We start from the raw sequence: 23676 nt of genomic DNA, 5'->3' as shown, positions 1-23676 counted from the left end.
GCGCGGCGCGGGGGGGGGTGGGCTGCCCACTGGCAATATCGCCCCCCCACCCAGTGCAACCCCCCGCCCGGCGGGGGGGCGCGCCGGCCCCCCCCGACGCTCTCGTCGATCAGTTCCCGTACGGCCTTCGCGACCGTCTCCGGATACTCCATCATCGCGACGTGCCCGGCGTCCGGAAGCGTCAGCAGCCGCGCGTCGCGGAAGGCCGCCGCGGCCCTGCGGGCCATGCGGAACGACACGAGCTGGTCGCGCCCGCCGTACACCAGCAGCGTCGGCGCGAGCACCCGTTCCGCCTGCCGCCACAGGTTGTGCTGGCCGCCCACGGTGTATGCGTCGACGATGCCGCGCGCCGAGCGCGCCATGGCGTCCCAGAAGTAGGGGAGGGCCAGGCGCCGCTCCATCTCCTCCACGGCGTTGCGGAAGCCCTCGTCGGTGACGCGGCCGGGGTCCCCGTAACAGAGGGACATCACCCCCCGGACCCGCTGCTCGGCCGTCCAGTCCCTGGTCAGCCGGGAGAACAGCGTGGAGACGCCCGGCAGCGCGAGCAGCGCCGTCGGCCAGGCCCCGCGCTGCGGGCGGAGCTCCGGCAGCGCGGGCGAGACGAGCGTCAGGGTGCGGACGAGGTCGGGGCGGACGGCCGCGACACGGGTGGTGACGGCGCCGCCGAGGGAGTTGGCGATGAGGTGCACGGGCCCGCGGCCGGCGGCGTCGAGGAGCCGGATGACGGCGCGGGCGTGTGCGGTCACCGAGTAGTTGCCGTCGTCGGGCGGCGGCGAGTCGCCGAAGCCGGGCAGGTCGACCGCCTCGCCGTCCACGTGGTCGGCGAGGAGCGCCATCAGCGCGGACCAGTTCTGCGAGGAGCCGCCGAGCCCGTGCACGTACAGCGCGGGCGGCAGTCCGGCGCGGGCCGCGGGCCGCGCGCGTACGGTCAGAGTCAGCCCCGGCAGCGCCACCGTGCGCAGCCGCTCGCCCTCCGCGACCCGCACGGTGCTCACCCGCGGGGCCGCCGCCGCGGCGGCACGGGATTCCGGCAGCTCGGTCGAAGACATGCGGCAATGTTACGAGACGATCACGCGGCGATTGATGTGTCGGCCATCACAGATCGTATAGCGCTGTCCACGGGTACCTCCTACGCTCGTAGAGACGGGGCATTTCGCCCAGGCCCCTGCCTGTCCATGTGAAAGGGAGCCCATGACCGTCGACCCGACCGACTTCGAGACCTTCGACGAGACCGCCGGCGAGAACACGGAGGAGGCCGCCGCCGGCGCGTTCACCGAGGAGACCCCGGAGGCGGACGCCGCCGAACAGCACAGGGAGCTGCGGCCGCGCGAGGACGATCCGCTCACCCACATCGACCCGGCGGTCGCGAACCCGGCCGACGCCGCCGAGCAGACGCGGGTGGTGGACCTCGACGAGGACGACTACCGCTGACGACCACCGCGCGCCCCAGCAGCGATTTGGCCGCTTTGACGTCGTTAAAAGTTGAATCTACTGGCACCAGGGAGCTACCACGGGCGTCCGGTACGTGAAATTCTGCGCTCGCACCGCGCACAGCCGGGTTACCCAAAAGTACGATGGCGGGCGCGGCGCACAGCGCCACATGGATCGATTTTGGGAGGCGGCGTGACAGCCATCGAGCAGACAGAGGCGGCGCGCCCGAGGGGTACACGCCTGCCGCGCCGTGCCCGACGCAATCAGCTTCTGGGGGCGGCCCAGGAGGTCTTCGTCGCCCAGGGGTACCACGCGGCCGCGATGGACGACATCGCGGAGCGCGCCGGGGTCAGCAAGCCCGTGCTGTACCAGCACTTCCCCGGGAAGCTGGACCTGTACCTGGCCCTGCTGGACCAGCACTGCGAGTCGCTGCTGCAGGCGGTCCGTACGGCACTCGCCTCGACGACCGAGAACAAGCTGCGGGTCGCGGCGACGATGGACGCGTACTTCGCGTACGTGGAGGACGAGGGCGGCGCGTTCCGCCTGGTCTTCGAGTCCGACCTGACGAACGAGCCGGCCGTGCGCGAGCGCGTCGAGCGGGTCAGCCTCCAGTGCGCCGAGGCGATCTCGGACGTCATCGCCGAGGACACCGGACTGTCGAAGGACGAGTCGATGCTGCTGGCCGTCGGGCTCGGCGGCGTGTCGCAGGTGGTCGCGCGGTACTGGCTGTCGAGCGAGTCGTCGATCCCGCGCGAGCGGGCGGTGCAGCTGCTGACCTCGCTGGCCTGGCGGGGCATCGCGGGCTTCCCGCTGCACGGCTCGGAGTCGCACTGACACCGGCCGTGTTCGCTCTTGGCTGTACGGCTGACGGCTACCGGATCGCCTCTCCGGGCTAATGTGTGCTGCGTACGGCGCGGCTGACCGCGCAACGCTGACCGTTCGGAGGGACATAGCCGTGGAGGTCAAGATCGGCGTGCAGCACGCGCCCCGGGAGATCGTTCTGGAGAGCGGGCTGTCGGCCGCGGACGTCGAGGCCGCGGTGGCCGACGCGCTGGCGGGCAAGACGCAGCTGCTCAGCCTGACGGACGACAAGGGCCGCAAGGTCCTCGTGCCGGCGGACCGGATCGCCTACGTGGAGATCGGCGAGCCGGCGACGCGCCGGGTGGGTTTCGGCGCGCTCTGAGGCGTACGGGCGTAGGAGAAGGGCCCGGCAGGATGCATGGCATCCGGCCGGGCCCTTTCTCATGCCCTCACGTTCGGTGGGCTCACCAGGGTTGTTTCGGCCACTGATCGGGTAGTACGGCCTACGACCGTTTTGCCCGCCCCGCCCCACCGCGAGGTGATCAGTTGTGCTCTGGGAAGCTCTCGGCTCCGTCGTGCTCGGACTCGCACTCTCCTGGGTTGCCCTGCAGCGGCTGGCCGACCGGCTTCCGCCGCGCCGTGCGGTGCTGATCACCGGCGCCCTGGGCGGGCTGTTCGGCGCGCTCATCACCCACGCGGCCCTCGGGCCGGGGTTCGAGCTGGGGACCCTGCTGGGCGCCCTCGCCGTGGACGCGGTCGTCCTGTCGCTGCTGCTGCGGCCGGCCCGCCGGCTGCGCCGCTCGGCGGCGACGTAACCACGGGGCCTTCGGCCCGGTGTCAGGCCGCCAGGCCCAGCGCCGCCATCCGCTTCGTGTGCGCCTTGGTGATCCGGGAGAACATCTCGCCGACCGCCGCCAGGTCGAAGCCGTCCGCGACCCCGCCCACCAGCATCGTCGACAGCGCGTCGCGCTCCGCCACCACCCGCTGGGCCTGCGACAGGGCCTCGCCCATCAGGCGGCGCGCCCACAGCGCGAGCCGGCCGCCCACGCGCGGGTCGGCCTCGATCGCGGCGCGCACCTTCTCGACGGCGAAGTTCCCGTGCCCGGTGTCGTCCAGCACCGCCAGCACCAGCGCCCGCGTGTCGGAGTCCAGGCGGGCGGCGACCTCGCGGTAGAAGTCGCTGGCGATCGAGTCGCCCACGTACGCCTTGACCAGGCCCTCCAGCCAGTCGGACGGCGCCGTCTGGCGGTGGAAGTCGTCCAGCGCCTTCGCGAACGGCTCCATCGCGGCCGTCGGGTCCACGTCGATCGCGGTCAGCCGGTCACGCAGCCGCTCGAAGTGGTGGAACTCCGCGGACGCCATCTTCGCCAGCTCCGCCTTGTCGGCGAGCGTCGGCGCCAGCTTCGCGTCCTCGGCGAGCCGCTCGAAGGCCGCCAGCTCCCCGTAGGCGAGCGCGCCGAGCAGGTCCACGACCGCCGCGCGGTACTGGGGCTCGGCGGAGGCGCCGGCCCAGTCGAGGGCGGCGATCCCGGTCGGTTCTTCGGCCGGGTCTCCGGCGGCGGCGGAAGCGGTGGCGTTGTCAGGCGTCTCCATGACCCGCACAATAGCCCGCCGGCCCGCGCCCGCACGGGCGAGCCCGGCGCACGCCCGGTGGCACGCCGCGGCGGCGCGGCGCGAGCGCCGTCGAGTGTGACCTGCCCCTCGTTATGAATTGGCCCAACACAGATGCGCGAATCCGGGGTACAGTGATATTGCGCCTGCTGAGTATTCAGTCGTCTTCGTACACATACTTGGCGGGCCATCTCATGAATGAGGATGCCCGGTCGGTGGCCCGATCGGCTCCGACCCGACAGCCCTCGGGGCGCCTGGTGCGCCACATGAGGGGCCCCTCAGCGGTATGACGCTCGAGCGACGGCAGTGGTCCCGCGCCACCCGACTGCGGCCTTGACGGCCTGCGGCCGGCCGTAACTGGCACGGTAAGACCCCCAGCGTTCGCCTCATACCGCGTCTCACAGAAGAGGCAGCACCCTGACTACGACTTTCCGAGAGCTCGGGATCCTTCCCGAGACCGCCGAGGCGCTCGAAGCCGTCGGCATCACGACGCCGTTCCCCATCCAGGAGATGACCCTCCCGGTCGCGCTCTCCGGCACCGACGTCATCGGCCAGGCCAAGACCGGCACCGGCAAGACGCTCGGCTTCGGCCTGCCGCTGCTGGAGCGGGTCACCGTCCCCGCGGACGTCGAGGCGGGCCGGGCCGAGCCCGAGCAGCTGACCGACGCCCCGCAGGCGCTCGTGGTCGTCCCGACCCGCGAGCTCTGCACCCAGGTCACCAACGACCTGCTCACCGCCGGCAAGGTGCGCAACGTCCGGGTCCTCGCGATCTACGGCGGTCGCGCGTACGAGCCCCAGGTCGAGGCGCTGAAGAAGGGCGTCGACGTCGTCGTCGGCACCCCCGGCCGCCTGCTCGACCTGGCCGGCCAGCGCAAGCTGGACCTGTCGAAGGTCAAGTCCCTCGTCCTCGACGAGGCCGACGAGATGCTCGACCTGGGCTTCCTGCCCGACGTCGAGAAGATCATCAACATGCTTCCGGCGAAGCGCCAGACCATGCTGTTCTCGGCGACCATGCCGGGCGCGGTCATCGGCCTGGCCCGCCGCTACATGTCGCAGCCCACGCACATCCGCGCCACCGCGCCGGACGACGAGGGCGCGACCGTGGCGAACATCGCGCAGTACGTGTACCGCGCGCACTCCATGGACAAGCCCGAGATGGTCTCGCGCATCCTCCAGGCCAACGGCCGCGGACTCGCGATGATCTTCTGCCGTACGAAGCGGACGGCCGCCGACATCGCCGAGCAGCTGGAGCGGCGCGGCTTCGCCTCCGGCGCGGTCCACGGCGACCTCGGCCAGGGCGCGCGCGAGCAGGCGCTGCGCGCGTTCCGCAACGGCAAGGTCGACGTCCTGGTCTGCACCGATGTCGCCGCGCGCGGCATCGACGTCGAGGGCGTCACGCACGTGATCAACTACCAGTCGCCCGAGGACGAGAAGACCTTCCTCCACCGCGTGGGCCGCACGGGCCGCGCGGGCCGGAAGGGCATCGCCGTCACGCTGGTCGACTGGGACGACATCCCGCGCTGGCAGCTGATCAACAAGGCGCTGGGCCTGGACTTCCACGACCCGGTCGAGACGTACTCCACCTCCCCGCACCTGTACGCGGACATGGACATCCCCGAGGGCACCAAGGGCATCCTGCCGCGCGCCGAGCGGACCCGTGCCGGTCTGGACGCGGAGGAGCTGGAGGACCTGGGCGAGCCGGGCGGCCGCGGCCGTTCGTCCCGTACCTCGGGCTCGTCGCGTACGTCGGGCTCGTCGCGTTCCGACCGCTCTGAGCGTACGAGCCGCTCGGAGCGTACGGAGCGCTCGGAGGACGAGGCTCCCGCGCGGACGCGCACCCCGCGCCAGCGCCGCCGCACACGCAACGGCGCCCCGGTGGCCGCCGACGCCACGGTGGCCGCCGCGGCGACCGCGGTGGAGGAGGCCCCTGCCGCGGACGCGCCCCGCACCCTTCGCCGCCGTCGGCGCACCCGCGTGGGCGCGGCGACGGAGACGGCCCCGGTGACGCCGGTGGCCGCGGAGACCGAGGCTGCTCCGGTGGCCGAGGTCGCTCCGGTGGCCGAGCCCGTGGCGGAGGAGCCGGCGAAGCCGCGCCGCCGCACGCGCAAGAAGGCGGAGCCCGTGGCCGAGGCCGCGACGGCGCCCGCCGAGGTGGCCGAGGCTCCGGCAGCCGAGGCGACGACCGAGGCCAAGCCTCGCCGCACGCGCAAGAAGGCCGAGCCCGCCGCGGAGGCCACGGAGGCACCCGCCACCGAGGCACCCGCCGCCGAGGCCAAGCCCCGCCGGACCCGCAAGAAGGCCGAGCCCGCCGCCGACGCCACGGCCGCCGAAGCGACGACCGAGGCCAAGCCTCGCCGCACGCGCAAGAAGGCCGTCGCCGCCCAGGCCGAAGGCTGAGCCGCTGAGCCGATCGCTCTGATGGCCCCCGCCTCCTCCTCCCGGAGGGTGCGGGGGCCATTGCCTTGCGCGGGGGGCGCCCCCGCCCCACCGGTAGCCTCGGGGCATGAGCCGGCCGCCCACCTTCACGCCACCGCCCTGCGCCCGCGCCGACCGTCTGCGGACCGCGCGCGGCGACTTCGCCGTCCTCGACGCACGCCCCGCCGAGGGCGTCGAGGTGAAGGGCACCGCCCTGCTGCTGCCCGGATACACCGGCAGCAAGGAGGACTTCATCGCGATGCTCCAGCCGCTCGCCGACGCGGGCTACCGGACCGTCGCCGTGGACGGCCGCGGGCAGTACGAGACCGAGGGCCCGGACGCCGAAGACGCCTATGAGCAGCCCGAGTTGGCACGCGACGCGCTCGCACAGGCGGAAGCCCTCGTCCGCGACGGGGACGGCGGGCCGGTCCACCTCCTCGGGCACTCGCTCGGCGGTCTGATCGCCCGCGCCGCCGTCCTCCTCGACGCCCGGCCCTTCGCCACGCTCACCCTCATGTCGTCCGGCCCCGCCGAGGTCACGCCCGCCCAGCAGCAGAAGATCAAGCTGCTCAGCGACGCGCTGCGCGTGATGACCATGGCGCAGGTGTGGGAGGCCATGCGCGCGCTGGACCCGCCGGAGGAGGCCGACGACCCGCGCAGCAACCGCGAGGACCTGCGGCAGCGGTGGCTGCGGCACCACCCGGTCCAGCTGCTGGTGACGGGCCGCCGGCTGACCGTGGAACCGGACCGGGTCGCCGAACTCGCCGCCGTACGCCCGCCGCTCCCCCTGCACGTGGTGTCCGGTGAGCGCGACGACACCTGGCCCGTGCCGCTGCTCGACGCCATGGCGGAGCGCCTCGGCGCGCACCGCACGGTGATCGAGGGCGCCGAGCACTCGCCGAACACCGACCGGCCGGCGGAGACGGCGGCGGCCGTCGCCCGGTTCTGGGATGCCCGGGGGCCTCAGAACCGCGACTGAAGCTGCTGCCAGAAGCCGTCCCGCAGCGCCCGCCGCAACACCGCGTGCCCGCGCAGGGAGCGGCTCAGCAGCCGTTCCGCCTCCATCAGCAGGTCCTGGTCCACCGGTCCCGGCAGGTACGGGTGGCCGGGCAGCAGCTCGGCCATGGTGACCGGCCCCCGCTCCGCGAGCCAGGTCTCCGCGATCCGGGCGCCGAGGAAACGCACCTCGTCGCGCGACGGCGGCGGCTCGCCCTCGTTCTCGTACGTCGTGACCGGGCGGCGCGTGACGTACGGGCGGCAGAAGTCCAGGTCGAAGACGCGTCGGCTGTCGACCTCCCAGAGCAGCGGCTCGGCCTGGTTGCGCCCGTCCGCCGCCTCGATGCCCCACAGGTGCACCCGGGCTCCGTAGCCCTGGGCGGCCTCGACCGCCGAGACGAGGTCCTCGTCGCCGCCGACGAGCGCCGCGTCGCTGATGGCGCGGTGGCGGGCGAGGGACTCCAGGTCGGAGCGGATGAGGGAGTCGACGCCCTTCTGCTGGTTGTTGGCGTTGAGGTTGCCGAGCCGGACCTTGACGTCGGGCAGGTCGGCGATGGCCTGCTGCTCGGGCGTGTGGATGCGGCGCCTCGCGCCGTCGTACCAGTACACGCGCAGCAGCCGGCTGTCGGCGAAGATCGTGCGGGCCTTGTCGATGAAGGCCTCGATCAGGCCCTCGGCGTCGAGGTCGAAGGCGCGCCGGTCCTCGGTGCCCGCCACCAGCAATCCGGCCGAAGCGTAGACGTAACCGGCGTCGACGAAGATGGCATGCGTCGAGGGAGTCTTCGCCACCTCGACGAGCATGCGCTGGAGGAGCTCATTGGTGCGCTCCAGGCGGGTGGAGAGCTCGCTCAGCGTCTCGGGGGCGGTGGGGGCGGCTTCGTTCGCCGCGGCTTCGTTCATGCCGGCTTCATTGTCCGACGGCCGGTGACGACCCGCCAGTAGTTAGACACGTAAAAAATTTCCTTAGCGTAGGGAATGTTTAAGGTTCACGTCTCGTTGCACCCGTATGGAACACGACGAAGGGAGAAGCCCGTGCGCTTTGAGATCATGCGACTCGACGACGTCGACGGCACCGCCGTGGACAGCACCGTCGTGGACGCCGCCTCCGTCAACAGGATGGTGCAGCAGGCCGCCGCTATCGGCCAGCGCATCTACATCCGCCCGACCGAGGCCACGGCGTCGTAAGCACTGGGCATCACCCGCCTACGACCGCGCCCCCGCACGGAACGACTCCGTGCGGGGGCGCGGTCGTACGCGAACCGCCGCGTCACGCGGCCTGGATCGTCTGCATCACGCCGTTGATGATCTGCTGCACCGCGATGGCGGAGAGCATCATGCCGGCGAGCCGCGTCACCAGCACCACGCCGCCGTCCTTGATCACGCGGATGATCACCAGCGAGTAGCGCATGGTCAGCCACAGCACGACGTGCATGGCGGCGATCGCGCCCCACACCGAGATCTGCTCCCCGACCCCGTCCGCGTGCTGCACCGCCAGGATGACGGACACGATCGCGCCGGGCCCGGCGAGCAGGGGCATGCCCAGCGGTACGAGGGCGACGTTGACGTCCTTCGTCTGCTTCGGCTCGTCCGTCTTGCCGGTGAGCAGGTCGAGCGCGATGAGCAGCAGGAGAAGCCCGCCCGCGATCATCAGCGCGGGGACGGAGACGTGCAGGTAGTCCAGGATCTGCTGGCCCAGGATGCCGAAGACGGTGATCACACCGAAGGCGACGGCCACCGCCTGCCAGGCCATGCGGCGCTGCGTCTTGGCGGGGCGGCCGGAGGTGAGGGCGAGGAAGATCGGGGTGATCCCGGGGGGATCCATGATGACAAAGAGGGTGAGGAAGAGGGAGCCGAAGACGGCAGCATCGAACACAGTGAGGGCCTTGCGGGAAGAGGTACGAACAAAAAGGGAGGCGTCGTCGCGATCCACGGGACGGGCGGCGGAGGGCAGCCCGTCACGCGGGGTGGTTACGGGCGTCCTCCCCCAGAGCTAGGCCTGGGAGGGACCCCCGGTGCCCGGCACCGGGAACGCGCCGGTGGCGCGCCGCGTGATCTCGCCGTAGATCTCCGGGTCGGTGGTGTACTCGCCGAGCCGGCAGGTCTTGCGGCTGCCGTGGTAGTCGCTGGAGCCGGTGGCCAGCAGGCCGAGGTCCCCGGCGAGGCCGCGCAGCCGCGCGCGCGTCGGCTCGTCGTGGTCCATGTGGTCGACCTCGATGCCGTCGAGGCCGTACGCCGCGAGGTCGGCGACGACCGCCTCGGGCACCGTGCGGCCGCGCTTGACGGCGAGCGGGTGGGCGAAGACGGTGACGCCGCCGGCCGCCTTGACGAGGCGGATGGCGGTGAACGGGTCGAGCTCGTGCTTCTCGACGTACGCCCGGCCGCCGTCGGCGAGCCACTCGGGCGTGAAGGCGTCGGAGACGGAGGCGACGACGCCGAGCTCGACGAGCGCCTCGGCTATGTGCGGGCGGCCCACGGAGCCGTCGCCGGCGATGGCCGCGACGCGCTCCCAGGTGACCGGCACACCGAGCTCCTGGAGCTTGCCCACCATCGCCTGCGCGCGGGGCACGCGGTCGTCGCGCACGAGCTCGCGCTCGCGGGCCAGCTCGGGCTCGTCCGGGTCGAAGAGGTACGCCAGCATGTGGACGCCGACGCCGTCGATGCGGCAGGAGAGCTCGGCGCCGGTGACGAGGGTCAGTCCCCGATCAAGGGTCGGGAGGGCCGCGATCGCCTCCGCGTATCCGCGCGTGGTGTCGTGGTCGGTCAGCGCGACGACGTCGAGTCCGGCCGCGGCGGCGGCACGCACCAGCTCGGCGGGGGTGTCCGTACCGTCCGAGGCCGTGGAGTGGGTGTGCAGGTCGATGCGCACGACGCGTGACTCCGGGGCTCGGTGGCGGACAGGGGACGCTCCAGGATAACCGCCCCGGAAGCCGCGCTTCGCACGTCAGAGCAGGCGTGGCGTCAGCGCGCCGCACGGCAGGAGCTCGACCTCCGCGCCCGACTCGCGGACGTCGGTCAGGACGAGTTCGTCGTACAGCAGCATGCCGGACTGCTCCGGCCAGACGATCGCCCACAGCCACAGCCCGCGCGCCTCGCCCGCGAAGACCGCGCGGTCCTCGGGCGCGTCGGTGACGTGCCACAGCGGTGTGGGGCGGCCGGCGGCGAGGACCTTGGCCTGCGGCGGCTTGTCGCCGCAGATGTGCGGGCCCGGATCGGGGCCGTCGATGCCGGCGTATCTCGCGCCGAGGCCGACGCCGAGCTCCTCGGCGATCAGCAGCAGCTCGCCGGCGCCGCCGAGCGGGCCGGGGCCCGAGCAGGCGACGGCGGTGGCGCGGCCGCCGCTGCGGTCGTCACCGGCGTACGCGACACCGGTGAAGAGCCAGCCGAGCGGCAGGGGCCACGGCATCCACACGGGGACCCGCGCGCGGTGCGTGACCACGCCGAGCGCCTCGACGCTGGGTGGCAGCACGGGCTGCAGCGGGTGCACGGGGCCGTGCACGGCACACTGCCAGGAGTCGGAGAAGAGACCGGGCGCCCTGACCCGGCCTCCGCACTTCGGGCAACTGGGTTCGCCCCTCATAGCGTTCCACGGTCCTACCCGGCCGTCGCCGCGTCAAGGACGATCACCCTTCCGGTGCGCCGTCCGGCCCGAAAAGATACATGCAGCTTGCACTCATTAGACTGTCTAATTTATTGTATGCATAGAGCACTTATTTCTCCCGGAGGAGAGGACCCCCGCATGACGGCTCAGGCACCCGACCCCCTCGACACGGGCGCACAGGGCGGGCGCGGCATCCTGCGCCAGCCGAGGGCGGTGTGGGCCACCGCCGGCGCGTCCGTCGTCGCCTTCATGGGCATCGGACTGGTGGACCCGATCCTGCCGTCCATCGCCCAGGGCCTGCGGGCCACGCCCAGCCAGGTCTCGCTGCTCTTCACCTCGTACTTCCTGATCACCGCCGTCGCGATGCTGATCACCGGCTTCGTCTCCAGCCGCATCGGCGGCCGCCGCACGCTCCTCGCCGGCCTCGCGCTCGTGATCGTCTTCGCCGCCCTGTCGGGCACGTCCGGTTCGGTCGGCGAGCTCGTCGGCTTCCGGGCGGGGTGGGGGCTCGGCAACGCGCTCTTCGTCTCGACGTCACTCGCCGTGATCGTCGGCGCGGCGGCCGGCGGCAGCGCGGCGGCGATCCTGCTGTACGAGTCGGCGCTCGGCCTCGGCATGGCGTGCGGGCCGCTGCTCGGCGCGGTCCTCGGCGACGCCAGCTGGCGTTACCCGTTCTTCGGCACCGCCGCGCTGATGGCGATCGGCTTCCTCTGCATCGCCGCGTTCCTGAAGGAGCAGCCGAAGCCCGCGCGCAAGACGGCACTGCTCGACCCGCTGCGGGCGCTCGGGCACGGCGGGCTCGCCTCCGCCGCCGCCTCGTCGTTCTTCTACAACTACGCCTTTTTTACGGTCCTGGCCTTCACGCCGTTCGTGCTGGACATGACGCCGTACAAGTCCGGCGCGGTCTTCTTCGCCTGGGGCGTGCTGCTCGCGGTCTTCTCCGTGCTGGTCGCGCCGCGACTCCAGGAGCGGTTCGGATCGCTGAAGGTGCTCGGCGGCTCGCTCGTGCTGCTCGCCGCCGACGTCGTCGCGCTCGGGTACGGCGACCACACCGCGGCCGTGGTGTGCACGATCCTGTCCGGCGCCTTCATCGGCGTGAACAACACCGTCTTCACCGAGCTGGCCCTCGGCGTGTCGGACGCCCCGCGCCCGGTGGCGAGCGCCGGCTACAACTTCGTGCGCTGGTTCGCGGCGGCCGCCGCCCCGTACTTCGCGCCGAAGCTGGAGGAGTGGAGCGACGTCCACCTGCCGTTCCTGGTGGCGGGCGCGGCGGCGCTGATCGGCGCGGGCATCGTGCTCGTACGGCGGCGGTCGCTGGCCCACGAGGCCGAGGAGCACCTGGAGGCGCGACCCGAGCCCGCCTTCGCCAACTGACGTACGTCAGTCCAGGGTTACGGACCTGCGCAGCGGATCGCGCAGGTCCGTACCGGCGTTCAGCCACCGCTCCTGGAGCGCCTGCGCGCCGTGCACCCGCTTCCAGGCCGCCTCGTTGGGCGTCATCGGCAGCAGCGGCAGGAAGCGCACCGGATCCTTCGGCTCGTCCAGCTCCAGGTCCTCCACCAGGCCCCCGGACTCCGCGACCAGCACGGAGCTGAACGGCGCGCCGGGCCACAGCGGTTCGCCCAGGTCCAGGGACGCGCCGGGGGCCACGACCACGCCCTCGACCTGTGGTGACGCGGCCAGCACGGCGAGCGGGCGGAGCACCTTGTCGGTGTCGGCGAGACCTGCCCGTACCGTGAGGAGAAGCTCCGCGCGCGGGCCCTTGACCGGGTCGGCGAGCGCGGCCGTGGGGTCGGTCATGGGCTGGGCCGACATGCCGAGGGTGGCGTACCGCACCACATCGCCCTCGGTGAAGCGCAGCACTTCGATGCGGTCCGTGCCGAGGAAGGTCACGGCGGCGCGCGCGTCCGGTTCACCGAGGGCGGTACGCAGCCGGGCCTCGACCAGTGCAAGAACTTCTTCCATCCGGCGAGCATAAAGCGCGTATGGAACGGGCAAAGTAAGGGATTGACCGTCAGTCGGCTGATAGTCTTGGCCGCTGGTCGGGGCAGCAGGTCGAGCCTGCTTTCCAGCCCCGACACACGTCATCCCCCACGGGGGACCGGCCGGAGGAGGTGGGGCTGCGGTGGATCGAAGTCGATCGTGCAGTACCAGCGGTTCTTCCGCCCGACGCCCGGCTGCCGAGGCCCCGGCTCTGTGAGCTGAGGCACACCAGCCACTCCACACACGGCGACGCGCACGACGGAAGAGCACACCCTTTTTTGCCTGTCTGTAGCGAACGCCGTCACCGCGAGCACACCGCGGTGCCGCCCGCTTTGCGGACGTCATGACGCCACGTCCCCATTCCGGGCTGCGCCGGCCTTGCCCCGCGCCTCGCCGACGGCCTCTCCGTGAAGGAGCCAGCCATGTCGATGATCCGTGACCTGCGCGCAGCGGTACGCCCGTCCCTGCGCAAGCGCACCGGAGCCCCGTACACCGCGTACAACTCGTACGACGCGACCCGTGACCCGTCGGCGTCGAGCGCCGTCGTCGACTGCGCCGTCTACCGCGACGGCCGCCGTCTGAAGGACGAGGCGTGCCTCACGCCGCGCGAGGCGATGCGCCAGGTGCGCGAGGGCGGCGGGTTCGCCTGGATCGGGCTGCACGAGCCGACGGAAGCCGAATTCGCGGGCATCGCCGCCGAGTTCGGGCTGCACCCGCTGGCCGTGGAAGACGCGGTCCACGCCCACCAGCGGCCCAAGCTGGAGCGTTACGACGACACGCTGTTCACCGTCTTCAAGACCATCCACTACGTGGAGCACGCCGAGCTCACCGCCACCAGCGAGGTCGTCGAGACCGGTGAGGTGATGTGCTTCACCGGCCGGGACTTCGTGATCACCGTCCGCCACGGCGGGCAGGGCTCCCTGCGCAACCTGCGCCACCGGATGGAGGGCGAACCCGAGCTCCTGGGGAAGGGCCCCTCGGCGGTGCTGCACGCCATCGCCGACCATGTGGTGGACGGGTACATCGCGGTCGCCGACGCCGTCCAGATCGACATCGACCAGATCGAGATCGACGTCTTCTCGCCCCCGACGAAGGGCTCGACGCGCGGCACCGACACCGGGCGGATCTACCAGCTCAAGCGTGAGGTGCTGGAGTTCAAGCGGGCGGTGTCGCCGCTGCTGCGCCCGATGCAGCTGCTGAGCGAGCGGCCGATGCGGCTGGTGGACCCGGACATCCAGAAGTACTTCCGGGACGTCGCCGACCACCTCGCGCGGGTCCAGGAGCAGGTCGTCTCCTACGACGAGCTGCTGAACTCCATCCTCCAGGCCAACCTCGCGCAGGCCACCGTCGCGCAGAACGAGGACATGCGCAAGATCACGTCATGGGCGGCGATCATCGCCGTCCCGACGGCGGTGTGCGGCGTGTACGGCATGAACTTCGACTACATGCCGGAGCTGCGCTGGAAGTACGGCTACCCGCTGGTGCTGGCCGGGATCTCGGTGATCTGTTTCGCCATCCACCGCACCCTCAAGCGAAACGGCTGGCTGTAGCGGCCTCCGCGGCTTCTTCTAAGCTGCGGGGCATGACAGACGACACGCTGCTCGGCCCCGCCCTCGTCGAGGAGGCCACCAAGAAGTCCGGCCTGATCTGGGTACGCGGCGAGGGCGGTCCGGCGCGCGCCCTGTGGCACGTGTGGCACGACGGCGCCGCGTACGTCATCGGCGACGGCCCCGGCGAGCAGCCGCTGCCCCCGGGTCTCGCCGCCGACGGCACGGCCGAGGTCACCGTACGCAGCAAGGACAAGGGCGGCCGGGTCGTCGCCTGGACCGCCGCGGTCGCCGAACCCGCGCCCGGCTCGGAGGAGTGGCAGGCGGCGGTCGACGAGCTCAAGGGCAAGCGGCTGAACGCCCCCGACGCCGAGACGATGACCGAGCGCTGGGCCCGCGAGTGCCGCCTGGTGCGGCTGACGCCGCGCGAGGCGACGACGACCCACCCCGACGGCTCCCTGTCGGCCGTGCCGCTGCCCACCCCGGCCACCACCCGCCACCCGATCCCGGCGGCGTTGCCGCGGCTACTGCTGAAGCGGCGGAAGCCGAGGAAGGGCTGACCGGAGCGGCTAGTCGCTGGTGCGCGGCAGCTGGCGGCCGTAGTCGAGGGTCTCGTCCTTCGCGGGCTCCGTCAGGGGGAAGTCCTCGTTCCAGTCGGAGAGGACCACCACGCCCCCGCCGCCGCCGCGGGCGAACTGGAGGGGGTACGGGGTGCCCTCCAGGGACACGTCGAGCGTGCCGCCCTCACCTCGCTGCCCGCCCGAGACCTTGATCGTGCGGGTGTCGCCGATCTTGGCGCGGTCGCCCTTGACCACCTCGCCGTGCAGCTCCAGCAGGCCGTCCAGCAGGACATTCATCTCGGTGAAGCCGCGCAGCTGCTTGTACGAGGGGTCGTCCTGCGGGACCTTGACGTACTTGTCGTCGAGCTTGTCCGCCGCCTGCGTGTCGGACTCGTCGGGTCCCTTCTCGTCCGACTCGCTCTCCGCGTGCGTCCAGAAGGCCGCGTCCGCCTTCAGGAAGAGCGCGTCGCCGACCCGCAGCAGCTCGAAGGTGCTCGTACGGGAGGAGACGGAGCCGGTCGCGCCGGTGGCCTTCAGCCGCATGTCGAGCTTGTACGTGCCGCCCTTGCTGACCAGCGTCCCCGACAGCCGGACCGCCTTGGCGGTGTCCGCCGCGCCCTGGGCCTTGGTCTCGATCTCCGAGGCGGACAGCTTGCCCAGCCCGTTGGTTCCCGTGTCCGGATCCTCCTCGCCACCGCACGCGGTGAGCATCGCGGTCAGTCCGGCGCAGAGTGCGACGGGGAGGGATGCCCGGACTGCCCGGCGGGCACGCGAGGCCGGGGGGAGAGCGGTCACCTGCGCACTGCCTCTCGTCTGTCTGTGGGGGGTTGTGAGACCGCAGCGTACCGGGGCCCTCCGCGGCGTCCGGAAGGGAGCCGTCCGGACGCCCTGCCTGGGCGACCCGCATCGGGACGGGCTAGCCTGAATCGTCGTAAAGCACTCATCGATGTCGATTTCCGGCCGCCGGTGGAAGGTGGCGGGCGAGGAGGTGTGCGGCATGGCGTCAGGAACCGCCCGGGTCTTCGTCTCCCACCTCGCCGACGTCCCCGTCTTCGACCCCAACGGGGACCAGGTGGGGCGCGTCCGCGACCTGGTCGCGATGTTGCGCGTCGGCCGCCGCCCGCCCCGGCTCCTGGGTCTGGTCGTCGAGGTGATCGGGCGGCGCCGGATCTTCCTGCCCATGACCCGGGTCACCGGCGTCGAGTCCGGCCACGTCATCACCACCGGGGTGCTCAACGTCCGGCGCTTCGAGCAGCGCCCCACCGAGCGCCTGGTCCTCGGCGAGCTGCTCGACCGCCGCGTCCGGCTCGCCGAGGACGGCTCCGAGGTGACCGTCCTGGACGTGTCCATCCAGCAGCTCCCGGCCCGCCGCGACTGGGAGATCGACAAGGTCTTCGTCCGGCGGGGCGGCGGCGGGGCGCTGCGCCGCAAGGGCGAGACCCTGACCGTCGACTGGTCGGCGGTGACGGGCTTCTCGCTGGAGGAGGAGGGCCAGGGCGCGGAGAGCCTGCTGGCCACCTTCGAGCGGATGCGCGCGGCCGACCTCGCCAACGTCCTGCACCACCTGTCGCCCAAGCGCCGCGCCGAGGTCGCCGCCGCCCTCCACGACGACCGGCTCGCCGACGTACTGGAGGAGCTGCCCGAGGACGACCAGATCGAGATCCTCGGCAAGCTGAAGGAGGAGCGGGCGGCGGACGTCCTGGAGGCCATGGACCCGGACGACGCGGCCGACCTGCTGTCCGAGCTGCCCGAGGCCGACAAGGAGCGGCTGCTGACCCTGATGCGGCCGGACGACGCCGCCGACGTACGCCGCCTGATGGCGTACGAGGACCGGACGGCGGGCGGGCTGATGACCACCGAGCCGATCGTGCTGCGCCCGGACGCGACGGTCGCCGACGCCCTCGCGCGCGTACGCCAGCGGGACCTGTCCCCCGCGCTGGCGGCGCAGGTGTACGTGTGCCGGCCGCCCGACGAGACGCCGACGGGCAAGTACCTGGGGACGGTGCACTTCCAGCGGCTGCTGCGCGACCCTCCGTTCACGCTGGTGTCCGCGATCGTCGACACGGACCTGGAGCCCCTCTCCCCCGACACCCCGCTCCCCGTCGTGACCAGCCACCTCGCCACGTACAACCTGGTCGCCGCCCCGGTCGTGGACGACGGCGGGTCGCTGCTCGGGGCCGTCACCGTCGACGACGTACTGGACCACCTGCTGCCGGAGGACTGGCGCGAGGCGGAGTTCGGACCCGAGGGCGGGGTGCCGCATGGCGCCTGAGCGCAAGCGCGAACGCCGCGAGCGGGTGGAGCGGGGGGAGCGCGCGGAGCGGATGGACCGCCTCGAGCGCATGGACCGGGTCGGCGAGCCGCCCGCGCCGCGCATCCGGCTGGACCAGCCGCGCATCCGGCGGCCGAAACTGCTCCCGGCGTACGACCCCGAGGCCTTCGGGCGGCTGTCGGAGCGGATCGCCCGCTTCATCGGCACCGGCCGGTTCCTGGTCTGGATGACCGCCGTCATCATCGTGTGGGTGCTGTGGAACGTCTCGGCGCCCGGCCACCTGCGCTGGGACGAGTACCCCTTCATCTTCCTGACCCTCGCCCTGTCGCTCCAGGCGTCCTACGCGGCCCCGCTGATCCTGCTGGCGCAGAACCGGCAGGCCGACCGGGACCGGGTCACCCACGAGCAGGACCGCAAGCAGAACGAGCGCTCCATCGCCGACACCGAGTACCTGACCAGGGAGATCGCCGCCCTGCGGATGGGCCTGGGCGAGGTCGCCACCCGCGACTGGATCCGCTCCGAGCTGGAGGACCTGGTGCGCGAACTCGACGACCGGCGGGAGGCGGCGCCGCCCAGAAGTGACGAAGCCGACCGCTGACGGGCTTACCAGGGGCCGGGGGCGGCGCCGTACCATCTCCGTATGGTTACGGAAGACGCGGTGCGCGAAGCGCTGGCGACGGTGAACGACCCCGAGATCAACCGACCGATCACCGAGCTCGGCATGGTCAAGTCAGTGGAGATCGGTGCGGACGGGGCGGTCGCCGTCACCGTCTACCTCACGGTCTCCGGCTGCCCGATGCGCGAGACGATCATCTCGCGCGTTACCGAGGCCGTCTCCCGCGTCGAGGGCGTCACCGGCGTCGACGTCACGCTGGACGTGATGAGCGACGCCCAGCGCAAGGAGCTGGCCGCCGCGCTGCGCGGCACCACCGCCGAGCGCGAGGTGCCGTTCGCCAAGCCCGGCTCGCTGACCCGGGTGTACGCCGTGGCCTCCGGCAAGGGCGGCGTCGGCAAGTCGTCCGTGACCGTGAACCTGGCGGCGGCGATGGCCGCAGACGGGCTCAAGGTCGGTGTGGTGGACGCCGACATCTACGGCCACAGCGTGCCGCGCATGCTGGGCGCGGACGGCCGTCCGACCCAGGTCGAGAACATGATCATGCCGCCTTCGGCCAACGGGGTGAAGGTCATCTCCATCGGCATGTTCACTCCGGGCAACGCCCCGGTGGTGTGGCGCGGTCCCATGCTCCACCGCGCGCTCCAGCAGTTCCTCGCCGACGTGTACTGGGGCGACCTGGACGTGCTGCTGCTGGACCTGCCGCCGGGCACCGGCGACATCGCGATCTCCGTCGCGCAGCTCGTGCCGAACGCCGAGATCCTCGTCGTCACCACCCCGCAGCAGGCGGCGGCCGAGGTGGCCGAGCGGGCCGGCTCCATCGCCGTGCAGACGCACCAGAAGATCGTGGGCGTCGTCGAGAACATGTCGGGCCTGCCGTGCCCGCACTGCGACGAGATGGTCGACGTCTTCGGCACCGGCGGCGGCCAGAAGGTCGCCGACGGCCTGACGAAGACCACCGGCGCCACCGTTCCTGTGCTGGGCTCCATCCCGATCGACGTACGGCTGCGCGAGGGCGGCGACGAGGGCAAGCCGGTCGTGCTGTCCGACCCCGACTCGCCGGCGGGCGCGGCGCTGCGCAGCATCGCGGGCAAGCTGGGCGGCCGCCAGCGCGGCCTGTCGGGCATGTCGCTGGGGATCACCCCGCGCAACAAGTTCTAGAGCGCGTACGTGAAGAGGGGCGGCCCGCGGGCCGCCCCTCTTCACGTACGCGGCTGCTGCGCTACGCGTACGCCGTGATGTCGCGGATCACCGCGAAGCCCAGGCCGTACGCGCTCATCCCGCGGCCGTACGCGCCCAGGTGGACCCCGGACCGCGTCGTACCGGCCAGCACCCAGCCGAACTCGGACTCGCGGTAGTGGAACGGCACCGGCACGCCGTCGACCGGCAGCGACAGCGACGTCCAGGCCGAGCCGGTCAGGTCGTCGGCGAGCTCGAAGGCGGTCTCCGTCTGCTGGTCGAGCCAGTTGTCGCGAAGCGTGTGGTCCAGCTGGGGCGGCCAGGTGTACGCGAGGAGCCCGGAACCGGCCAGCCAGGCGGCGGAGGAGACGCTCGTGGCGTCGAGGACACCCGTACCGTCGCCGCTGCGCCGTACGGGGTTCGCGGCGACCGTGACGACGACCGCGAAGCGCTCGCGGTCGGCGGGGGCGCCGATCGCCTCGGGCCTTATCGCGGGCTCGTCGCCGTGGCCGGTCGAGCCGTGCTGGACGGTGCCGTCCGCCGAGACCCCGACCTGCATCAGCCAGCGGGGGCCGGTGAACGCCTCGTCGAGGCCGTACCAGGGGAAGGGCGCCCGCAGGTAGCCGTCCACCGTCCGGCGGGCCTGGGGCACCCCGTCGGACGCGGATCTGGCGCTGGGTGCGGCGCTCTGCGCGCCCACCCGACTTGTCGTCTCCATCTGTCCGGCCGCCTCCTCGATACGTGGACAGAGGGAGAGCTTAGCCACCGAGGGCCGCCGAGGGGCTCAGGTGGCGTCGGCGTCGAACGGAGGACGCTCGCCCGGCTCAGGCGCGTCGCGCTTCTTCAGCAGGTCCGGGCCGCCGTGGCCGCCGTTGACGGCCGCCGGGACGGAGGAGTCGCCGCGGTCGTTGACCGCGTCCGCCACCTCGGTGATCTCCTTCTTGAGATCGAAGCTGCTGCGGATCTCCTTGAGGTCCTCGTTCTCCGTGAGCTGCTTGCGGATGAACGTCTTGGGGTTGAGGTCCTCGAAGTCGAAGTCCTTGAACTCGGGGCCGAGCTCACTGCGGATGTCCTGCTTGGCGTTCTCCGAGAACGAGCGGATCTTCCGGATGAAACGGGCGGCGTCCTGGATGACCTTCGGCAGCTTCTCCGGCCCGAAGATGAGCACGGCAAGGACCACGAGCGCGACGAGCTCGAATCCGCCTATGTCGTTGAACACCTTGCCGCTCCTTCACAGGGTCCGGTTCCGCAGGGGCCGGGGCCCGCTCCACGGTACCTGGCCGGGCTGCCGGGGCGGTACCTGGTGGTTACCGCCGGGTGGCCGTTCAGCCACCGGAGGACGAGCCCAGGGTCAGCGTCTTCGTCTGCTCCTTGCCGCCGCGCTCCAGCGTCAGCCGGAGCCGGTCGCCGGGGCGGTGGGCGCGGATCTTGACGATGAGCTCCTCGCCGCTGTGCACCCGCTGGCCGTCCACCTTGGTGATGACGTCGCCGGGGCGGATGCCGGCCTGCGCGGCGGGGCCGCCGGGGACGACGGACGGGCTGCCGTCCTGGGCCTTCTCGCCGACGCGGGCGCCGTCGCCGCCGAACTTCATGTCGAGGCTGACGCCGATGACCGGGTGGGTGGCCTTACCGGTGTTGATCAGCTCCTCGGCGACGCGCTTGCCCTGGTTGATGGGGATGGCGAAACCGAGCCCTATCGAGCCCGCCTGGCCGCCGTCGAGGCCCGCGCCGTTGTCGGCGGCGCGGATGGCGCTGTTGATGCCGATGACGCGGGCCTTGGAGTCGACGAGCGGGCCGCCGGAGTTGCCGGGGTTTATCGGCGCGTCGGTCTGGAGCGCGTCGACGTAGCTGACGTCGCTGCCGTCGCCCTTCTCGCCGCCCGCCGTGATGGGCCGCTCCTTGGCGCTGATGATGCCGGAGGTGACGGTGTTCTGGAGGTCGAAGGGCGCGCCGATGGCGACGACCGGGTCGCCGACGCGGACGTTGTCGGAGTTGCCGAGGGGCAGCGGCTTGAGGTTGGAGACCCCGGTGACCTGGACGACCGCGAGGTCGTAGCCGCTGTCCTTGCCGATGAGCTTCGCGGAGGCCGTCTCGCCGCTGCTGAAGGTCACGGTGATGTCGCCGGAGGCGCCGGCGGGGTCGACGACGTGGTGGTTGGTGAGGATGTGGCCGCGCTCGTCGAGGACGAAGCCGGTGCCGGTGCCCTGCTCGCCCCCGCCGCTCACGTGGAGGGTGACGACGCTGGGCAGGGCGCTGGCGGCGATCCCGGCGACGCTGTCCGGGGCGCGGTCGGCCCCCTCGGGGCCGGCCTGCGGCAGCTCGACGGTGGTGAGCCCGCCGTGGCGCTCGATGTACGCGCCGACGCCACCGCCGAGGACGCCGCTGACCAGCGCGAGCAGCAGCGCGCCGGTGAGCGCGAGCCCGCGCCGGGGGGCCTTGCGCGCGGGCGGCTCACCGGCGTGCGTGAGCGGCTGCGGGCGGCCGCCCGGGCTGCTCCAGGGGTCGTACTGCAGCCACTGGGTCGGGGCTCCGTACGCGGGCGGTGCGGAGGTTACGGAAGGTACGGCGGGTACGGCGGGTACGGCGGGTACGGCGGGTACGGCCGGTACGGCGGGTGCCTGCGGTGCCGGAGGCACCTGCGTGCCGTGCGGCGGGGTCGCCACCGGCCGCTGCACGGGGGGTGCGGGCGCCCAGGGCCCGGGCTCCCCGTACGGCGGCGTGCGGTACTCGTCCGGCTCGTGCAACGGCTGCGGCTGCGGCGGCGCGGCGGCCGGTACGGGCTGCGCGGCCTCGGCGACCGGCGCCGGCTCCGCGACCGGTACGGGCGCCGCGACCGGTGCCGGCTGATGGTCGGGCGCCGGCGGGGACGCCGGGGCGGGGCGGGCCGGACGGCTCCACCATTTCGGCTTCGTACCGGTGGGCTTCCCGTCGTTCATGTGCTCCCCGCTGCCGTGCTGCTGTCCCGTCCCGCGCCTTGTCGAGCTCAAGGCGCCCTGCGGCATGGATTCAACCAGGTCCGTGGTCCTCGCGCAGGGCTCCCGGTCAGCGTCGGACGATCAGTGGCACAACGCCCTGCGACGGCGCCGTCGTGGCGACGGTGCCCAGGCCCGGCGCCGTGGCGAGGTGCAGCCGCGGGGCCCGCGGCGCCGGTGGCACCGCGCCCGTCAGCGAGGTCGCGGGGAGCGTCGCCGGGAGGAAGGGCGGGGCGCCCGTCTGCCGCGCCTGCGTCCGCACGAACGGGGACGGGGTAGCGGTGCCGCCACCGTTGGCGGGGAGGCCGCCGCGGCGGCGGTCGCTCGCGGCGTTGGTGGTGGCGTTGGCCGTCTGGCCGGGGGTACGCAGGGGAGTGACGTTGTTGCCGCCCTCGCCCCGGGTGTCGAGCGTGGCGGCCGTGGGCAGCGCGCCGCCCAGGGCGATCGCCGCGAACGACACGGCGCTCGCGGCGGCGAACGCGAACCGGCGCCCGCGCCACGGCGAGCGGTCCGCGGCCGGGCGTCCCACCTCGTGGATGGGGAAGCCGGAGCCGGGCCCGCCGGGCAGCGCGAAGCCGTCGCGGGTCACCTCGAAGACTCCGTCGGCGAAGGGTCTCCGTCCGCCCGGTCCGCCGCCGGAGCGTCGTTCGTCGTCGTCATCGCGCCCGGCAGGACCCCCGGGCAACCCCTGGAGGCGTGCGAGCAGCCCTTCGGAGGGCGGCGGCGGGGCGGCCTGGGCGAAGACGCTCTTCACCCGGCGCTGGGCGTCGGCCTCGGCCTTGCACCGGGCGCAGGTCGCCAGGTGCGCGAGGACCCGCTCGCGGGCGTCATGGCCGAGCTCGCCGTCCACCAGCGCGGCGAGCCGGTCCCCCAGATGCTGTTCCGCGGGGGTCGGACGTGTGCCACTCACGCGGGTCCGCCCTCCCCGCCCACGGCCGCGAACGCGCGCCCCTCGGCGCGGGCCTCGGGCGACCGGTGCTTGAGGGCCTTGCGCAGGTGGGAGCGGCCGCGGTGGATGCGGCTGCGGACGGTGCCGAGCTTCACCCCGAGGGTCGCGGCGATCTCCTCGTACGACAGCCCCTCGATGTCGCAGAGCACGACCGCGGCGCGGAACTCGGGCGCGAGCGTGTCGAGCGCCTGCTGCACGTCGGCGTCGAAGTGCGTGTCGTGGAAGACCTGCTGCGGGGACGGCTCGCGGCTGGGCAGCCGCTCCGCCGCGTCGTCGCCGAGCGCGTCGAACCGGATGCGCTGCTTGCGGCGGACCATGTCCAGGAAGAGGTTGGTGGTGATGCGGTGCAGCCAGCCCTCGAACGTGCCCGGCGTGTACGTCGACAGGGAGCGGAAGACGCGGACGAAGACCTCCTGGGTGAGGTCCTCGGCGTCGTGCTGATTGCCGGTCAGGCGGTACGCGAGGCGGTAGACGCGGCCACTGTGGGTGCTGACGATCTCCTCCCACGAGGGCGGAGCCCACGCCTGCGATTCCGCATCCGAGGCGAAGGTCGCGGTGGTGGGTGCGGAGTCGTCGACGGCGTGAGAACGGTCAGCGGTGTAGGTCACGGATTTCGGCTCACCCGCCGACCTGAGAAAGCGCCGCAGCAGCGGCACTCCTCCCCGATCCACAGGCGCAGCCGCACCTCCCCTGTCGGCTCTGGTGGTGTCCAGTGGAGCCCCTACCATAGCCACCTCGCCCGTTAGCTC

The 23676-nt window shown here is 72.5% G+C and carries 24 protein-coding genes and 2 pseudogenes; 13 read left to right on the top strand and 13 right to left on the bottom strand.

Going from position 1 to position 23676, the window contains the following annotated elements; translation table 11 throughout:
• Window positions 1-101: 101 nt before the first annotated feature.
• Window positions 102-1049, bottom strand: a pseudogene (locus tag ABZX67_RS25575) (alpha/beta hydrolase); the annotation flags it as partial.
• 142 nt (window positions 1050-1191) lie between these two features.
• Between ABZX67_RS25575 and ABZX67_RS25570 the strand changes: the two are divergent.
• The 4 genes from ABZX67_RS25570 to ABZX67_RS25555 all read left to right on the top strand — a co-directional run bounded on the left by ABZX67_RS25570 (window position 1192) and on the right by ABZX67_RS25555 (window position 3047).
• The gene (locus tag ABZX67_RS25570; RefSeq protein WP_355364202.1) at window positions 1192-1431 is read left to right on the top strand and encodes a hypothetical protein; all 240 of its coding nucleotides are present in this window, start codon (window positions 1192-1194) and stop codon (window positions 1429-1431) included.
• 192 nt (window positions 1432-1623) lie between these two features.
• Window positions 1624-2265 (top strand): TetR/AcrR family transcriptional regulator, encoded by a 642-nt coding sequence (locus ABZX67_RS25565; protein WP_355364199.1) that lies wholly within the window; start codon window positions 1624-1626, stop codon window positions 2263-2265.
• Between the two features lie 121 nt (window positions 2266-2386).
• Complete coding sequence (locus ABZX67_RS25560) at window positions 2387-2614, top strand: DUF3107 domain-containing protein (RefSeq protein WP_355364196.1); 228 nt, start codon at window positions 2387-2389, stop codon at window positions 2612-2614.
• Between the two features lie 166 nt (window positions 2615-2780).
• Window positions 2781-3047, top strand: a complete 267-nt coding sequence (locus ABZX67_RS25555; protein WP_355364193.1) for a hypothetical protein — start codon at window positions 2781-2783, stop codon at window positions 3045-3047.
• Between the two features lie 22 nt (window positions 3048-3069).
• On the opposite strand, the gene ABZX67_RS25550 is transcribed toward ABZX67_RS25555, so the two are convergent.
• Window positions 3070-3825: a ferritin-like fold-containing protein gene (locus ABZX67_RS25550; protein ID WP_355364190.1), complete on the bottom strand. Its 756-nt coding sequence runs from the start codon at window positions 3823-3825 to the stop codon at window positions 3070-3072.
• A 304-nt stretch (window positions 3826-4129) separates the two neighbouring features.
• Here ABZX67_RS25550 and ABZX67_RS25545 point away from each other — a divergent pair.
• Together ABZX67_RS25545 and ABZX67_RS25540 are read left to right on the top strand one after the other, a co-directional pair.
• Window positions 4130-6228 (top strand): annotated as a pseudogene (locus ABZX67_RS25545) (DEAD/DEAH box helicase); the annotation flags it as partial.
• A 118-nt stretch (window positions 6229-6346) separates the two neighbouring features.
• Window positions 6347-7237 (top strand): alpha/beta hydrolase, encoded by an 891-nt coding sequence (locus tag ABZX67_RS25540; protein ID WP_355364187.1) that lies wholly within the window; start codon window positions 6347-6349, stop codon window positions 7235-7237.
• Here the strand turns inward: ABZX67_RS25540 and ABZX67_RS25535 are convergent.
• Window positions 7222-8154, bottom strand: a complete 933-nt coding sequence (locus tag ABZX67_RS25535) for an NYN domain-containing protein (protein ID WP_355364184.1) — start codon at window positions 8152-8154, stop codon at window positions 7222-7224. The two genes, ABZX67_RS25540 and ABZX67_RS25535, sit on opposite strands and share 16 nt — an antisense overlap.
• A 132-nt stretch (window positions 8155-8286) precedes the next feature.
• Here ABZX67_RS25535 and ABZX67_RS25530 point away from each other — a divergent pair, with 132 nt between their 5' ends.
• Complete coding sequence (locus ABZX67_RS25530; protein ID WP_355364181.1) at window positions 8287-8439, top strand: hypothetical protein; 153 nt, start codon at window positions 8287-8289, stop codon at window positions 8437-8439.
• Window positions 8440-8521: 82 nt separating this feature from the next.
• Here ABZX67_RS25530 and ABZX67_RS25525 read toward each other — a convergent pair whose 3' ends face one another.
• The 3 genes from ABZX67_RS25525 to ABZX67_RS25515 all read right to left on the bottom strand — a co-directional run bounded on the left by ABZX67_RS25525 (window position 8522) and on the right by ABZX67_RS25515 (window position 10831).
• Window positions 8522-9127, bottom strand: a complete 606-nt coding sequence (locus ABZX67_RS25525) for a MarC family protein (protein ID WP_355364178.1) — start codon at window positions 9125-9127, stop codon at window positions 8522-8524.
• Window positions 9128-9244: 117 nt separating this feature from the next.
• Window positions 9245-10120, bottom strand: a complete 876-nt coding sequence (locus tag ABZX67_RS25520) for a PHP domain-containing protein (protein WP_355364175.1) — start codon at window positions 10118-10120, stop codon at window positions 9245-9247.
• 75 nt (window positions 10121-10195) lie between these two features.
• Window positions 10196-10831, bottom strand: coding sequence for a DUF6758 family protein (locus tag ABZX67_RS25515; protein ID WP_355364172.1), 636 nt, complete (start codon window positions 10829-10831; stop codon window positions 10196-10198).
• Window positions 10832-10990: 159 nt separating this feature from the next.
• Here ABZX67_RS25515 and ABZX67_RS25510 point away from each other — a divergent pair, with 159 nt between their 5' ends.
• On the top strand, window positions 10991-12226 hold the full coding sequence (locus ABZX67_RS25510; RefSeq protein WP_355364169.1) for an MFS transporter: 1236 nt from the start codon (window positions 10991-10993) through the stop codon (window positions 12224-12226).
• 6 nt (window positions 12227-12232) lie between these two features.
• Here ABZX67_RS25510 and ABZX67_RS25505 read toward each other — a convergent pair whose 3' ends face one another.
• The gene (locus ABZX67_RS25505; RefSeq protein ID WP_355364166.1) at window positions 12233-12817 is read right to left on the bottom strand and encodes a suppressor of fused domain protein; all 585 of its coding nucleotides are present in this window, start codon (window positions 12815-12817) and stop codon (window positions 12233-12235) included.
• A gap of 440 nt (window positions 12818-13257) precedes the next feature.
• Here ABZX67_RS25505 and ABZX67_RS25500 point away from each other — a divergent pair, with 440 nt between their 5' ends.
• Both ABZX67_RS25500 and ABZX67_RS25495 read left to right on the top strand, forming a co-directional pair.
• Entirely contained in the window at window positions 13258-14385 is a 1128-nt protein-coding gene (locus tag ABZX67_RS25500) for a magnesium and cobalt transport protein CorA (RefSeq protein ID WP_355364163.1), read from the top strand.
• Window positions 14386-14417: 32 nt separating this feature from the next.
• Window positions 14418-14942, top strand: coding sequence for a hypothetical protein (locus ABZX67_RS25495; protein ID WP_355364160.1), 525 nt, complete (start codon window positions 14418-14420; stop codon window positions 14940-14942).
• A 9-nt stretch (window positions 14943-14951) separates the two neighbouring features.
• On the opposite strand, the gene ABZX67_RS25490 is transcribed toward ABZX67_RS25495, so the two are convergent.
• Window positions 14952-15737, bottom strand: a complete 786-nt coding sequence (locus tag ABZX67_RS25490) for a hypothetical protein (RefSeq protein ID WP_355364157.1) — start codon at window positions 15735-15737, stop codon at window positions 14952-14954.
• Between the two features lie 202 nt (window positions 15738-15939).
• On the opposite strand from ABZX67_RS25490, the gene ABZX67_RS25485 reads away from it, so the two are divergent.
• From ABZX67_RS25485 to ABZX67_RS25475, 3 genes are read left to right on the top strand one after another with little or no spacing between them, the layout of a single operon-like run.
• Window positions 15940-17214, top strand: a complete 1275-nt coding sequence (locus ABZX67_RS25485; protein ID WP_355364154.1) for a CBS domain-containing protein — start codon at window positions 15940-15942, stop codon at window positions 17212-17214.
• 52 nt (window positions 17215-17266) lie between these two features.
• Entirely contained in the window at window positions 17267-17812 is a 546-nt protein-coding gene (locus ABZX67_RS25480; RefSeq protein ID WP_355364211.1) for a DUF1003 domain-containing protein, read from the top strand.
• A gap of 42 nt (window positions 17813-17854) precedes the next feature.
• Window positions 17855-18988 (top strand): Mrp/NBP35 family ATP-binding protein, encoded by a 1134-nt coding sequence (locus ABZX67_RS25475; RefSeq protein WP_355364151.1) that lies wholly within the window; start codon window positions 17855-17857, stop codon window positions 18986-18988.
• A gap of 61 nt (window positions 18989-19049) precedes the next feature.
• On the opposite strand, the gene ABZX67_RS25470 is transcribed toward ABZX67_RS25475, so the two are convergent.
• From ABZX67_RS25470 to sigE, 5 genes are all read right to left on the bottom strand, one after another.
• Window positions 19050-19724 (bottom strand): hypothetical protein, encoded by a 675-nt coding sequence (locus ABZX67_RS25470; RefSeq protein WP_355364148.1) that lies wholly within the window; start codon window positions 19722-19724, stop codon window positions 19050-19052.
• 66 nt (window positions 19725-19790) lie between these two features.
• The gene (locus ABZX67_RS25465; RefSeq protein WP_355364145.1) at window positions 19791-20225 is read right to left on the bottom strand and encodes a sec-independent translocase; all 435 of its coding nucleotides are present in this window, start codon (window positions 20223-20225) and stop codon (window positions 19791-19793) included.
• 106 nt (window positions 20226-20331) lie between these two features.
• Entirely contained in the window at window positions 20332-21942 is a 1611-nt protein-coding gene (locus ABZX67_RS25460; protein ID WP_355364142.1) for a trypsin-like peptidase domain-containing protein, read from the bottom strand.
• Between the two features lie 106 nt (window positions 21943-22048).
• Window positions 22049-22888 (bottom strand): zf-HC2 domain-containing protein, encoded by an 840-nt coding sequence (locus ABZX67_RS25455; RefSeq protein WP_355364139.1) that lies wholly within the window; start codon window positions 22886-22888, stop codon window positions 22049-22051.
• Window positions 22885-23655 (bottom strand): RNA polymerase sigma factor SigE, encoded by a 771-nt coding sequence (gene sigE / locus ABZX67_RS25450; RefSeq protein WP_355364136.1) that lies wholly within the window; start codon window positions 23653-23655, stop codon window positions 22885-22887. The genes ABZX67_RS25455 and sigE overlap by 4 nt, the downstream gene beginning before the upstream one ends.
• Window positions 23656-23676 lie beyond the last annotated feature (21 nt).

It is taken from the genome of Streptomyces sp. NPDC003036, from assembly GCF_040611175.1.
GTDB lineage: Bacteria > Actinomycetota > Actinomycetes > Streptomycetales > Streptomycetaceae > Streptomyces.
The sequence above is the reverse complement of the archived record's forward strand: the minus strand, read 5'-3'. Positions and strand labels throughout refer to the sequence as shown.